This is a genomic window from Bacillus sp. LR--39, from assembly GCF_053613335.1.
In genome coordinates this window covers 435635-448734 of sequence record NZ_JBSIOT010000001.1, presented here as the reverse complement: position 1 = coordinate 448734, position 13100 = coordinate 435635, and the positions used below count along the sequence as shown (strand labels likewise).

12 protein-coding genes are annotated in these 13100 nt (G+C 46.1%); 2 read left to right on the top strand and 10 right to left on the bottom strand.

Going from position 1 to position 13100, the window contains the following annotated elements:
• The first annotated feature begins 1 nt into the window (after nucleotide 1).
• Together vrrA and ACWHAR_RS02455 are read left to right on the top strand one after the other, a co-directional pair.
• Nucleotides 2-697, top strand: coding sequence for a VrrA/YqfQ family protein (gene vrrA / locus ACWHAR_RS02460; protein ID WP_032873979.1), 696 nt, complete (start codon nucleotides 2-4; stop codon nucleotides 695-697).
• 122 nt (nucleotides 698-819) lie between these two features.
• On the top strand, nucleotides 820-1764 hold the full coding sequence (locus ACWHAR_RS02455; protein WP_021494325.1) for a 4-hydroxy-3-methylbut-2-enyl diphosphate reductase: 945 nt from the start codon (nucleotides 820-822) through the stop codon (nucleotides 1762-1764).
• Nucleotides 1765-1785: 21 nt separating this feature from the next.
• Here the strand turns inward: ACWHAR_RS02455 and ACWHAR_RS02450 are convergent, their stop codons facing one another.
• The 10 genes from ACWHAR_RS02450 to glyQ all read right to left on the bottom strand — a co-directional run bounded on the left by ACWHAR_RS02450 (nucleotide 1786) and on the right by glyQ (nucleotide 12847).
• The gene (locus ACWHAR_RS02450; RefSeq protein ID WP_032873977.1) at nucleotides 1786-2907 is read right to left on the bottom strand and encodes a Nif3-like dinuclear metal center hexameric protein; all 1122 of its coding nucleotides are present in this window, start codon (nucleotides 2905-2907) and stop codon (nucleotides 1786-1788) included.
• Nucleotides 2900-3604, bottom strand: coding sequence for a tRNA (adenine(22)-N(1))-methyltransferase (locus tag ACWHAR_RS02445; protein ID WP_032874147.1), 705 nt, complete (start codon nucleotides 3602-3604; stop codon nucleotides 2900-2902). The genes ACWHAR_RS02450 and ACWHAR_RS02445 overlap by 8 nt, the downstream gene beginning before the upstream one ends.
• A gap of 125 nt (nucleotides 3605-3729) precedes the next feature.
• Nucleotides 3730-4092: a cytochrome c550 gene (gene cccA, locus ACWHAR_RS02440; RefSeq protein ID WP_003152999.1), complete on the bottom strand. Its 363-nt coding sequence runs from the start codon at nucleotides 4090-4092 to the stop codon at nucleotides 3730-3732.
• A 349-nt stretch (nucleotides 4093-4441) separates the two neighbouring features.
• Nucleotides 4442-5563, bottom strand: coding sequence for an RNA polymerase sigma factor RpoD (gene rpoD / locus ACWHAR_RS02435; RefSeq protein WP_003152998.1), 1122 nt, complete (start codon nucleotides 5561-5563; stop codon nucleotides 4442-4444).
• A 192-nt stretch (nucleotides 5564-5755) separates the two neighbouring features.
• Entirely contained in the window at nucleotides 5756-7567 is a 1812-nt protein-coding gene (gene dnaG / locus ACWHAR_RS02430) for a DNA primase (RefSeq protein ID WP_032873975.1), read from the bottom strand.
• Between the two features lie 21 nt (nucleotides 7568-7588).
• The gene (locus ACWHAR_RS02425) at nucleotides 7589-8095 is read right to left on the bottom strand and encodes a YaiI/YqxD family protein (protein WP_007612647.1); all 507 of its coding nucleotides are present in this window, start codon (nucleotides 8093-8095) and stop codon (nucleotides 7589-7591) included.
• Nucleotides 8096-8350: 255 nt separating this feature from the next.
• Complete coding sequence (locus ACWHAR_RS02420) at nucleotides 8351-9163, bottom strand: pyruvate, water dikinase regulatory protein (protein ID WP_003152991.1); 813 nt, start codon at nucleotides 9161-9163, stop codon at nucleotides 8351-8353.
• Between the two features lie 25 nt (nucleotides 9164-9188).
• The gene (gene ccpN, locus ACWHAR_RS02415; RefSeq protein ID WP_003152989.1) at nucleotides 9189-9827 is read right to left on the bottom strand and encodes a transcriptional regulator CcpN; all 639 of its coding nucleotides are present in this window, start codon (nucleotides 9825-9827) and stop codon (nucleotides 9189-9191) included.
• Between the two features lie 100 nt (nucleotides 9828-9927).
• Nucleotides 9928-11967: a glycine--tRNA ligase subunit beta gene (gene glyS, locus ACWHAR_RS02410; RefSeq protein WP_032873973.1), complete on the bottom strand. Its 2040-nt coding sequence runs from the start codon at nucleotides 11965-11967 to the stop codon at nucleotides 9928-9930.
• Entirely contained in the window at nucleotides 11960-12847 is an 888-nt protein-coding gene (gene glyQ / locus ACWHAR_RS02405) for a glycine--tRNA ligase subunit alpha (RefSeq protein WP_003152984.1), read from the bottom strand. Before glyQ ends, glyS begins: the two co-directional genes overlap by 8 nt.
• Between the last annotated feature and the right edge of the window lie 253 nt (nucleotides 12848-13100).

Genomic DNA, 13100 nt, shown 5'->3' with positions numbered 1-13100 from the left:
TATGTTTCCACAGCAGCCGATGAGAAATATGGCGCAGCAGGGCCGGCCGTTTATGAATCCGCGTATGATGATGGGAGGAAGACCGTCATTGCCGGGACGGCAGCTGATGCAGCAGGGACGGCAGTTTTTCCCTCAGCAGCAGATGGCCGGAGCGGGCCTGAGAAACGCAGGCACGGGCGGCGGAGGGGGCTTAAAAGGGATGCTTTCCCGTTTTTTACCCGGTTCAGGAGGAGGAAGCGCTGCCGCGTCGGCACCGGCGGCGGCCAGCGGAGGAGCAGGTGCAGGACTGCAGGGAATACAGAACCTGGCAAGTCCGGCATCCCTGTCGAGCATGCTCGGCAACGTTCAGAAGGTGCTCGGCGTGGCGCAGCAGGTTACGCCGATGATCCAGCAGTACGGTCCTTTAGTACGGAGTCTGCCCGCCATGATGAAGCTTTACAGCCAATTAAGCAGCAGTGATAACGAGAATGAATCTGACGAGACGAAAGAAACAGACGAACAGGACAAAAAGGATGAAGCTGAAAAAACAGATGAAACAGAAGATGAAAACAAATCAGACGCCTCATCCAAAACATCAAAGAAGACGTCTGAAAAAGCATCCGCTTCAAAAGAAAAAGACGCCGCACAGGCAGACTCAGCGGAACAGCCGCGTCCAAAAAGAACATCGGGCAGATCAAAGCCGAAATTATATATTTAACATTCTTTGATATCTCACGAAAGATTAGCTATAATGAGATCAGAAGAATGCAAGATTTGAGCCGTTTAACTACGGCTTTTTATATTGCCTCTACACTCACTTTTGATAGGAGGACATCTACATTGGACGTTATCAAAATATCGCCGCGCGGCTACTGTTACGGCGTTGTTGATGCCATGGTCATAGCCAAAAACGCGTCACTCGATAAAACACTGCCAAGACCTATATATATACTGGGAATGATTGTTCATAATAAGCATGTCACAGATGCGTTTGAGGAAGACGGCATTTACACGCTTGACGGCACAAACCGTCTGGAGATTTTAAAGCAGGTGGAAAAAGGAACCGTTATTTTCACGGCTCACGGGGTATCTCCCGAAGTAAGAAAAGCCGCTGAGGAAAAAGGGCTTGTTACGATTGACGCCACATGCCCGGACGTCACGAAAACACATGACTTAATCCGAAAAGTAAAAGCTGAAGGCTATCACGTCATATACATCGGTAAAAAAGGCCACCCCGAGCCTGAGGGAGCCGTCGGCGTCGCTCCTGAAATCGTTCATCTCGTTGAAACAGAGGAAGACGTGAGAAACCTCGATATTCAGGCTGAGAAATTAATCGTTACAAACCAAACGACCATGTCCCAGTGGGACGTCCATGATATTATGGAATCAGTTCAAGAAAAGTACCCGCACGTGGAATATCATCAGGAAATCTGCCTGGCTACACAGGTTCGTCAAGAAGCTGTCTCAGAGCAGGCAAAGAAAGCGGACTTAACCATTGTTGTCGGTGATCCGAAAAGCAATAACTCCAACAGACTGGCGCAAGTGTCAGAAGAAATCGCCGGAACAAAAGCCTACCGAATCGGAGACATCAGTGAACTGAAGCTCGAATGGCTGAAAGACGTCAATACCGTCGCCGTTACCGCAGGCGCATCAACACCGACACCGATTACAAAGGAAGTCATCCGCTTTTTAGAGCAGTTTGACCACAACGATGAATCGACATGGCAGCTTGAACACAGTGTGCCGCTTAAAAAAATCCTTCCGAAAGTAAAAATAAAAAACTGAGGCCCGGGGCCTCAGTTTTTTTTATAAGAAAGTAAATGGGTTTGTATCTGTTTCGGAAGCGAAAATGCGCACATCATAGTTTTTCTCTCCGGCCATTGCCGTAAGCTTCTCAGCCGTGCCTTTTCTCATGATCTTTTCAGCATAATGCCCCGGGTCTACGACGTTTAATCCCATCATCATCGCATCATGCGCTACATGGAAATAAAGATCGCCCGTCACGTAAACATCTGCACCCTTCCGCTTTGCCTGATAAATATATTTATTTCCGTCCCCGCCAAGAACCGCGACTTTTTTCACCTTGCTGTTTCGCTCTCCGACCATCCGGACTCCGTTAACGTCAAACTTTTCTTTCACAAACAGCGCAAACTCTTCAAGCGTCATGTCTTGCTGAAGTTTTCCGATGCGGCCGAGTCCTTTTTCAAGCGGAGACTGCTCCACCGGATAAATATCATATGCCACCTCTTCATACGGATGGCTTTTTTTCAGCGCTTTTATGACGGTTCTCTCCATACTTGCCGGAAAAACGGTCTCAAGTCTCACTTCATGGACGAGCTCCAGTTCTCCCGTCTGTCCGATAAACGGTTCTGCCCCGTCCAGCGGCTTAAAGCTGCCGATTCCCTCAGAGGAGAACGCGCAATGGCTGTAATTGCCGATATGTCCCGCTCCGGCGTTGCCAAGTGCAGTTCTTACAGCTTCTTCATAGTCTTTCGGAACATATACGGCAAGTTTTTTCAGCGGGTCCGAATATGTCGGGACGAGCACTTCTGTGTCTGTCAGGCCGAGAGCTTCGGCAAGCAGATCGTTCACACCGCCGTCCGCTACATCAAGATTCGTATGAGCGGCATATACAGCAATATCATGCTTTATACATTTCTCAATCAGTCTTCCGCCAGGCTGATCAGTGGTGATCTGTTTAAGCGGCCGAAAAATCGGCGGGTGGTGGGCGATAATTAAGTCAACTTTTTTCTCAATGGCTTCATCTACCGTTTTTTCCAGAACATCCAGTGTCACCATGACATTTTTCACCGGCTTATTCAATGTACCGATCTGCAGACCGATTTTATCTCCTTCCACCGCAAAAGCCTTCGGTGAAAATTGTTCAAACAGCTGGATGATTTCCTGTCCGTTCACATGTTTAGGCATGTCCGATTACCTCCTTCAGCAGAGAAATCCGCTCTTTCAATTCAGCTAATTTTTCATGATTTTCATGCTTTGCGCTGCGGCTGATCTGTTCATAAATTTGTTCAGTATGCTTAAGTTCCTGGCTCCATTTCCGAAGAAACACTTCATTCCTCTCTTTTAATAAAAACGGACCCGCAAGCATTCCGGCAGCCATCGGCAAGTCCCGATACGGCGCATCACGGTCGCCAGTTTCCGCAACGAGGATTTCATAACACTTTCCGTCTTCCTCGAGAATCACTTCATCAAGCAGTTCATAGCCTTCCTGATACAGCCACTCTCTTATATGAACGGCATGAATATTCGGCTGCAGAATCAGCCGTTCACGCCCCGTCAATTTCGTTTTTCCGGACTCCAAAATATGAGCGATCAGCGCTCCGCCCATGCCAGCGATTGTAATGGCGCCGGCTTCTCCTTTTTCAAGGACGCTCAGCCCGTCACCTTTCCTTACGGAGATAAGAGTGCTTAAGTCCAGTTTTTCCACCTGCTGTTTGGCGGATAGAAACGGTCCGTCTGTAATTTCACCGGCGATTGCCCGGCTTGCCAAATGATTCAAAACGGCATAGCAAGGAAGATACGCGTGGTCTGACCCGATATCAGCAACCAGGGCACCCGGAGGGATATATTCCGCCACAGACTGCAATCTTTTAGATAACTTCATTTCATTCACAATATCACAACTTTTCTCAGGTTCTTTTTCCTTTACTATCATATAAAAAAACCGCCCGGAATCCAAGCGGCGGATAGAGTTTTTCATATGTCTTTTATATAGGGACCGGTAAAGCTTTATTTAATGTCAGAAACCCATTTTGCCATGTCATCCAGCTTTTCGGCCGGCACAAGGCCCGCGGGCATCCCGTTGCCGCCTTTTTCAATTTTTGTTTTAATCTCAGCGACATCTTTTCTTTTGCCGACGCCTTTTAAGTTCGGCCCTGACACACCTTCATAGTTTTCCCCGTGACATGTGATGCAGTTCGCTTTATAAATCTCTTCAGGTGAAGCGTTTGCAGTTTCCTTCTCGGCATTTTTGCTTTCACCGCCGCTTGCGATCTGATGCGCATCTCCATTGCCTTTTACAGCTAAAAAGAAAGTCAGCCCTATTCCCAGCACTGCAATGAGCAAAAAAGGAATCAGCGGATTCCACTTCATATCTCCATCCCCCTTTTTCATTCTCCCCCTATGTAAACACTTCTAATTCTAACTTATTTTTACAAAAAGTAAATGGTCTTGCTCAGCAATTTCATTGATTTCACAATTTATACAAAAAGCAAAATAACTGTTTTGTTTATCACAAAATTATCTTTATTCTATTGTATAATGAATTGTATACGCTTACAATAAAGAATATAAATAAACTTATCTCATTTTCCCCCTTTCAGGACATGCCGCATTTTTTCCGAACTCATTTGCAAAACATATGCTTATCCAGTAAAATAAAGGTATATTATCCATATATCTTATACATAAAAAAGAACGGATCAAAAAGACCCGTTCCATTCTATTCGAGAAAATCCTTCAGACGTTTGCTTCTGCTCGGATGTCTCAATTTGCGAAGCGCTTTTGCTTCAATTTGGCGAATACGCTCTCTCGTTACTCCAAACACTTTGCCGACTTCTTCCAAAGTTCTTGTGCGCCCGTCATCCAGACCGAAACGGAGACGCAGCACGTTTTCTTCACGATCTGTCAACGTATCCAGCACATCTTCCAGCTGTTCTTTTAAAAGCTCATATGCCGCATGATCCGACGGAGATGTCGCTTCCTGGTCTTCGATGAAGTCACCGAGATGTGAATCGTCTTCTTCACCGATCGGCGTTTCTAAAGAAACAGGCTCTTGAGCAATTTTTAATATTTCACGGACTTTTTCAGGCGTCAGATCCATGTCTTCAGCAATCTCTTCCGGTGTCGGCTCTCTGCCAAGATCCTGAAGAAGCTGACGCTGCACCCGGATTAATTTGTTGATGGTTTCCACCATGTGAACCGGGATACGGATTGTTCTCGCCTGGTCAGCGATGGCGCGTGTAATCGCCTGTCTGATCCACCAAGTCGCATACGTACTGAATTTATATCCTTTACGGTAGTCAAACTTCTCGACTGCTTTCATGAGACCCATGTTTCCTTCTTGGATCAAGTCTAAGAAAAGCATGCCGCGGCCGACATACCGTTTAGCAATGCTGACAACTAAACGAAGGTTTGCTTCAGCCAGTCTGCGTTTAGATTCCTCGTCACCCTCTTCAATTTTTTGAGCGTAGGTGATTTCTTCTTTAGCAGAAAGAAGATTTACCCGTCCGATTTCCTTAAGGTACATGCGGACTGGATCATTGATCTTTACACCAGGCGGTACGCTGAGGTCATTAAGGTCAAATTCTTCTTCGGCTTTGGCAAGCTGTTGAATATTAGGATCTTCCGTTTCTTCATTTTCACTAATTAATTCAACACCTTGTTCTCCTAAAAATTCATAATACTCATCCATTTGGTCTGATTCAATTTCAAAGCTGGACATGCGTTCAGCAATTTCTTCATATGTTAAAACGCCACGTTTTTTTCCAGTTTCAGTAAGCTGCTCTTTTACCTGGTCTAATGTAAGTTCTGTTTCTGTTTCGTGGGTTTGTTTATCAGCCATTATGGATCCCTCCTTCCAAAGCTTGCAACGAATTCTAAAAGCGGTATGTTTCTTATCCGCCCCGGAAGCCTTCTCTCTTTTTCAGCATGCAGGGCTGCGGATAATAAATGACAATTCATGATGAGGTTAAGCGATCTATTTGCTCCTCCGCAAGGAATCATTGCCAATCAGAACGCAAGCCTCTTTTTGGTGTTACTTTAATGATCGGTTCAATGCAACAATTTCTTGAGCCAGAGACGCAGCTTTCACGAAGTCTTTCTGCCTCTCCGCATCCGCTCTTTCTGCTTCTTTTTCCTTTATCATTGACCATTTTCGGTGATCCAACACTTTTTTTACGTAATCGGATAACTCGGCCTCTGAGAGCTCCTCGTTTACTTGGAGCATCCCTATATCTGAAAGCAGCTGGCTGATTTCCTCATCCTGCATTCTCGCCATAAGATGCTGCGGCGTCATGTCAGCGCCCTCTTCATAAACAGCGTACAGGTATGCTGCCAGCGCACGATGTCCGTCAATGTTAAATTCAAAGCCGACACGCTCAATCACTTTCTTTATGACGTTTCGGTCTCTCAGCATATGAGCGAGCAGAAGTCTTTCCGCGTTCTCATAGGCGGGACGGAGACGGCGCCGTTTCGCTTTTGTCGTCACCCGGGCCCGTCTTGTCTGCGGTTCGGCGTTTTTGTCGCCGGGGGCGTTTTGTCTGGCGTAGATGGAAAGCTGTTCCGTCAAAGATTCTACCGAAAGAGAAAATTCCGAGGCGAGCTGCTTCACATACATTTCCTGCTCAAGCGACCCGGAAAGAGCGCTGATTTCTTTCAGCACCTCTTTCATGTAAGCGAGCCGGTCTCCTTCGTCAGATAAGTTTTTCCCTTTGCGGAAATACTGCATTTTAAAAGCCATGACCGTAACGCTTGCATCAATGATTTCGGTCCGGAATTTTTCTCCGCCCCGGGTTCTGATATAATCATCAGGATCAAGCCCGTCAGGCAGCATGCTTACTCTTACCTTACAATCGGCTTTCTGGAGCAGGCCGGCCGCTTTCAGCGTAGCTTCGTACCCGGCTTTATCCGAATCGTAGCAGAGAATGACCTCCTGAACATTTCTCCTGAGGATTTTCACATGCTCTTCGGTGAGCGACGTCCCCATTGTGGCGATACTTTCTTTTACGCCTGAGCTGACGGCGGATATGACGTCAGCGAAGCCTTCAAACAGAACGGCTCTCTCCTCTTTCCTGATCGGCAGGCGCGCCTTATGAAAGTTATACAGCAGCTTAGATTTATGAAACAGCGGCGTTTCCGGGCTGTTCATATATTTCGGCTGCTGGCTTCCGAGCGCCCTTCCTGAAAAAGCCGCCACGGCTCCGTGGTGATCATGAATGGGAAACATAATTCTGTTTCTGAAACGGTCAAAATACCCGCTGCCGTCTTCCCTTCTGATCAGCAGACCCGCTTTTTCCATCAGTTCTTCCTCAAAACCGCGCTTTTTCAAGAATTTCGTCATGAAATCCCAGGAATCCAGCGCGTAGCCGATTTCAAACTCATCTATGAGCTCTTTCGTAAAACCCCTTGATAAAAGGTAATCTAACGCTTCCTGGCCTTCCTTTGTATTTATTAGCAAATGATGGTAAAATTTCTTCAGAAGCTCGTGGGCTTCCGCCATCTTCTGCTCTCCGGAAGATTCAGGCCTGGATGCAGAGTGAATCGTTATATCATCAGGGAAATCAATCTGATATTTATCCGCAAGGTGAGAAACAGCTTCCGTAAATGAATAGCCTTCCATCTGCCGTAAGAAAGAGAAAACGTTCCCGCCCGCACCGCATCCGAAGCAATGAAAGATCTGCTTATCGCTGGAGACGGAAAACGAGGGCGTGTTTTCCCCGTGAAACGGACAGAGCCCAAAGTAGTTGCGGCCTTGCTTTTTCAATTGGACATAATCACCTATGACTTCAACAATGTCTGCTGACTGCTGCACCTGATTAACTACTTCATCTGGTATGCGGTTTCCCATCTTATAACACTCCGTCGTACATTATTCGATGCTTTGATTTGAAATCCCTTCATCATTCGACAGGATTTTTTTAAGCAGGGTAACAAATCGATTCCGATCTTCTTTATTTAATTTTTTAGGTCCTTTGGAATGAATGCCGCTTCTTCTCATTTTGCCTGACATATGACGGCTCATCAGAGCGAAGTCAATCGTGTCTTCAGTATAAGAACGGCCCCTTTCCGATAAGACGGCAATATTTCTGTTCAGCAAAAGAGAGGCTAAACCGATATCCTGCGTGACTACGACGTCTCCCGATCTCACATGGTTTGCGATATATAAATCTGCCGCTTCTTTATGAGGATCAACGTATACCCAGTTCTCGTCTTTGCTTCTGGAAAGCTGGTAGTGTTCAAATGATGCGACGAAAATAACCCGAACGCTGTATTGCGATGCAATGAGCATTATTTCCTCTTTTACGGGGCATGCGTCTGCATCGACAAAAATCGTCTTTTCTTTTTCATTTAGAAGACTAATTCTCCATCCCTCCATCAATCTCCTGCATAAAAACAAGCGAAATCGCATATGCTCCATGACTGCGGATCTATTTTGAGCTTTGTCGAAAAATTTCCGGGAGTTATTCTTGACATCTTACCCATAATAGTTTATTCGTATCACACGAAGCTTAAACCTAAAAATAAACATTTTATCACAATTTTTTATTATAATACAAACTTCGCGAAGATGCCATCCTTTTTGTTTATTCCCTATTTGCATACCCAAAAACCCAGGATAAAGCGTCCTGAGTTATCGGCCCTTTGTTTTGAGATGATGAATGATGTTCGCTGTTTCCTCGACCGCTTTATTCGAAACGTCAACGACTTGGCAGCCGATCCGGTCCACGATTTTCTCAAAATACTCCAGCTCTTCTTTAATTCTGTTGATATTGGCGTAAATGGCTTTGTCATTTAAGCCGAGAGATTTTAACCGTTCTTTTCGTATATGGTTCAGTTTATCAGGGCTGATTTTTAAGCCGATGCATTTTTTCGGATCAACGCTGAACAGTTCTTCCGGCGGATCGACCTCAGGAACGATCGGCACATTGGCCACTTTCAGACGCTTATGGGCAAGATATTGTGATAATGGGGTTTTAGACGTTCTGGATACTCCGAGCAGGATGATATCGGCTTTTAAAATGCCTCTTGGATCTCTGCCATCGTCATATTTGACGGCAAACTCAATCGCCTCGACCTTTTTGAAATAATCTTCATCAAGCTGACGGACGCGGCCCGGTTCATATTTGGCGGTCAGACCGTAAGCCGATTCCATTTTATCGATGAGCGGACCGATAATATCGTAATACAGCACATTCGCTTTTTCCGCTTGTTCAACCAGGTATTTGCGCATTTCAGGAACAACGAGCGTAAAACAAATAATGCCGCCGTCCGCTTTGGCGAGAGACACGACTTCATTAATGGTGCCGATATCTTCCACATAAGGTATTCTTCTGATATGCGTATCATCGGCTGAGCCGTTAAACTGGCTGAGCGAGGCTTTTACAACGAGTTCGGCGGTTTCTCCGACTGAGTCTGATACTACATAAATGATGCGATTGTCCATGTTATCCCCCCGTTAGTTTTCAAGCTTATATGATTTCATTTTCTGATAAACTGACAAGTATCTTAGTCATATTCGTTTTGGTAAACCGGCCGATGACCTCAAAGCCTTTATCCGTATCTTTAATAACGGGCAGGGCATCGATCTGTTTTTCAATTAAATACTTGGCGATGTCCATCACATAATCGTCACGCCGGCAGACGGCGATATTCGGCATTCTTGTCATGATAATATGAACCGGTATTGAGGCAAGTTCCTGCTGGCCGATGCTCGCCCGCAGCAAATCTTTGCGTGACAGCACACCGACTAAGACAGCATCACGATCTACGACAAATAACGTGCCGACATCTTCTAAAAACATGGTGCAGATGGCATCGTATACCGAGACATTCTCATTGATGACAACAGGGATCGATTGAAAATCTTTCACTTGCAGCTTTTTCAGTTTATCCGCAAGCAGCTGATTTCCCGTTTTCCCCGTATAAAAATAACCGACCCGCGGACGGGCCTCTAAGAAGCCTGACATGGTGAGTATGGCCAAGTCCGGCCGCAGCGTGGCCCTCGTTAAATTGAGCTGTTCTGCGATATGCTCTCCGGTAATCGGGCCGTTTTCCTTTACAATCTGTAAAATTTGTTCTTGCCGTTTATTTAATTCGATCGTACTCACCACCTTTATGGAAGGGTTTCTTTATCTATGTTTTCATTCTGTGATGTTTATGTAAAAGGGGAAAAGACGATTGCCGATCACACAGCAACCGTCTTTTTCTTTATTTTACAATAAGATGATTCATATTAGCAAAAGACTTGATCACATCTGCAAGAGCGGTCATTTGCGCTAAACGGTTGGTTTTTAATGTTTCATCGTCCGCATTTACCATCGTGTGATTAAAGTAGTCTTCGATCGGCTCCTTTAATCCGCTGAGCACGGCAAGCGCCTGTTCATAGTTTTTGGAGGCAAAGCTTTCCCCGACACTGTCTTTTGTTTTTTGATAAGCGTCAAACAGCTTTTTCTCCTGTTCATTTTCAAACAGATCCGGCTTGACATCGCGGCTCTCGCCTTTTTTGCTGATGGAGATGACCCGGCCGAGTGATTCAGCCGTTTCTTTAAAGCCGGGTGTGCCAAGGTGCTTCTCAAGCACTCTTGCCTTATGAACGGCTGCATACGGCTCAAGCTCTGTGCTGTCCAGAACGGCTTCAATAACGTCATGACGGATGTCTTCAGCGTTTAAGACGTATTTCAGACGCTGTGTAAAGAAATCGAGGAGCTCATTTTCTTTTTCCGTTTCTGTCAATGACAGCAGCTCTTTAAACGAAATGCTCCAATTGCGGTCGATCAGAATGGAAACGATGCCGCTTGCCTGACGGCGCAATCCGTACGGATCCTGAGAACCTGTCGGAATTACGTCAATGCTGAAGAAGGAAGCAATCGTGTCCAGTTTATCAGCTAAAGCCACGACCGCGCCGGTAAAGGTTGAAGGCACTTCTCCCCCGGCCGCTCTCGGCATATAGTGCTCATTGACAGCGGCAGCGACGGCATCATCTTCACCGAGCATGCGCGCATATTTTTCTCCCATTACGCCTTGAAGCTCAGGGAACTCATAGATCATATGTGTAACCAGGTCAAATTTAGAAATTTCTGCGGCGCGCTTCACAAGTTTTTGCGTCTGTTCATCCGCTTTCAGGCGGACGGCAAGTTTGCCCGCAATGGCGGCCACTCTTCTTACTTTATCTCCAAGGGAGCCGAGCTCTTCATGGAAAACGATATTTTCCAGTTTCTTCACGTTTTCATCAATGTTCAGCTTTTGGTCTTCTTTGTAGAAGAACGCAGCATCTGAAAGCCTTGCTCTCAGCACTTTCTCGTTTCCGCGGGCAACATTTTCAATTGCATGGCTGTTCCCGTTTCTTACCGTAATAAAATGAGGCAGCAGATTTCCGTTTTCATCTTTTACCGGGAAGTAGCGCTGATGCTCTTTCATTGTTGTTACAAGCACTTCTTCAGGGATAGAAAGAAATTCGGATTCAAAAGATCCGTAAAGCGCTGTCGGGTATTCCACCAGATGGTTGACTTCGTTCAGCAGGTCCTCATCGATCGGAATATTCCATTTCTTCTCGGCCGCAAGCGCGTCCAGCTGGCTTTGGATCATTTGTTTGCGTTCTTTCGGGTCAGCAATGACGCTTTGTTCTTTCAGCAGCTTTTCGTATGATGCCGGTGCATCAACAGATACTTCTTGGCCGAGAAAGCGGTGTCCCTGCGTGTGCCGGCCCGTCTCGACATTTGTGATTTCAAACGGGATGACGTCTTTCCCAAAGAGAGCGGCAATCCATTTGATCGGACGGATATAGCGCAGATCCTGCGTGCCCCAGCGCATGTTTTTCGGAAAATGCATTCCGGCAATCAAATTTTCCAGCTGCGGTAAAAGTGTCTTCGTCTCTTGTCCCGCCTGGAATTTTTGAACGAAGACATATTCCGTGCCGTTTACATCTTTTATATACAGGTCATCCACTTCGGCGCCTTGGCCTTTTGAAAATCCGATAGCGGCTTTTGTCCAGTTTCCGTCAGCATCCTGAGCGATTTTTTTCGCCGGGCCTTTTGCTTCTTCCTGAATATCAGCCTGTTTTTCTGCTACGTCTTTTATATATACTGCCAGACGTCTCGGCGTATTAAAAAGTTTCACTTCGCCGTGGGCGATATTTTTTTCAGCCAGCCAGCCGGTCAGCTTTTCACCGAGCTGCACCATGCTGTCATGTAAAAACCGCGCCGGCATTTCCTCGAGTCCGATCTCTAAAAGCAAGTCTTGTTTACTCATGGGAAGAGCCCTCCTCTTTAAGCATTGGGAACCCTAATTTTTCCCGTTCTTCATAATACGTTTTTGCCACTTTTCTCGCTAAGTTGCGGACACGGCCGATATAACCCGTCCGCTCTGTCACCGAGATCGCGCCTTTTGCATCGAGCAGATTAAATGTGTGAGAGCATTTCAGCACATAATCATAGGCCGGATGCACGAGCCCGTTATCCATTTGTCTGATCGCTTCTTTTTCATAGGTGCTGAACAAATGGAAAAGCATATCCACGTCAGATGTTTCAAAAGTATAAACGGAATGCTCATATTCAGCCATCATAAATAAATCTTTCACAGTAAATCCTGACGTCCATTCAAGATCAAAGACGTTTTCTTTATCCTGAATATATGACGCGAGACGTTCAATACCATATGTGATCTCAACGGATACCGGTTTACATTCAATTCCGCCCACCTGCTGGAAGTATGTAAACTGAGTAATTTCCATCCCGTCAAGCCATACTTCCCAGCCGAGACCTGCACAGCCTAAAGACGGGTTTTCCCAGTTGTCTTCTACGAAACGGATATCATGTTCAAGCGGGTCAATGCCGAGCGCACGCAATGAATCAAGGTAAAGCTCTTGAATGTTATCAGGCGACGGCTTGATAATGACTTGGAATTGGTGATGCTGATAGAGCCTGTTCGGGTTTTCACCGTACCGTCCGTCCGCAGGCCGTCTGGACGGCTCAACGTAAGCCACTCTCCACGGTTCCGGCCCGATGCTTCGTAAAAATGTATACGGGCTCATTGTGCCTGCGCCTTTCTCCACATCATACGACTGCATGAGCACACAGCCTTCATTCGACCAGTGCTTCTGCAAGGTTAAAATCATATCTTGAATGTTCATTTCAAGCACCTCCACTTTCTCCATTCTTTTACAAGTGCGGCGGCAACCAAAAAACTCCCGTCTCTATGCTTGCCGGCCGCAAACATAGGGACGAGAGTTCTCCCGCGGTTCCACCCTAGTTGCTGAGGATGTGAATCACTCAGCCTCTTTTTAAAGGGTTGCTCGAGAATGCCTTTCGTTGCGCGCTCATCCTTAGCTTACACTGCCCTAAGGTCGCTTGTATGAGTTGGACGCAAGTACTTCTTTCTGTCAC

Excerpts from the sequence above, each read along its gene's own strand:
- vrrA (WP_032873979.1), top strand. The coding sequence starts at position 2 with ATGTTTCCACAGCAGCCGATGAGAAATATGGCGCAGCAGGGCCGGCCG.
- ACWHAR_RS02450 (WP_032873977.1), bottom strand. The coding sequence starts at position 2,907 with ATGCCTAAACATGTGAACGGACAGGAAATCATCCAGCTGTTTGAACAA.
- ACWHAR_RS02445 (WP_032874147.1), bottom strand. The coding sequence starts at position 3,604 with ATGAAGTTATCTAAAAGATTGCAGTCTGTGGCGGAATATATCCCTCCG.
- cccA (WP_003152999.1), bottom strand. The coding sequence starts at position 4,092 with ATGAAGTGGAATCCGCTGATTCCTTTTTTGCTCATTGCAGTGCTGGGA.
- rpoD (WP_003152998.1), bottom strand. The coding sequence starts at position 5,563 with ATGGCTGATAAACAAACCCACGAAACAGAAACAGAACTTACATTAGAC.
- dnaG (WP_032873975.1), bottom strand. The coding sequence starts at position 7,567 with ATGGGAAACCGCATACCAGATGAAGTAGTTAATCAGGTGCAGCAGTCA.
- ACWHAR_RS02425 (WP_007612647.1), bottom strand. The coding sequence starts at position 8,095 with ATGGAGGGATGGAGAATTAGTCTTCTAAATGAAAAAGAAAAGACGATT.
- ACWHAR_RS02420 (WP_003152991.1), bottom strand. The coding sequence starts at position 9,163 with ATGGACAATCGCATCATTTATGTAGTATCAGACTCAGTCGGAGAAACC.
- glyS (WP_032873973.1), bottom strand. The coding sequence starts at position 11,967 with ATGAGTAAACAAGACTTGCTTTTAGAGATCGGACTCGAGGAAATGCCG.
- glyQ (WP_003152984.1), bottom strand. The coding sequence starts at position 12,847 with ATGAACATTCAAGATATGATTTTAACCTTGCAGAAGCACTGGTCGAAT.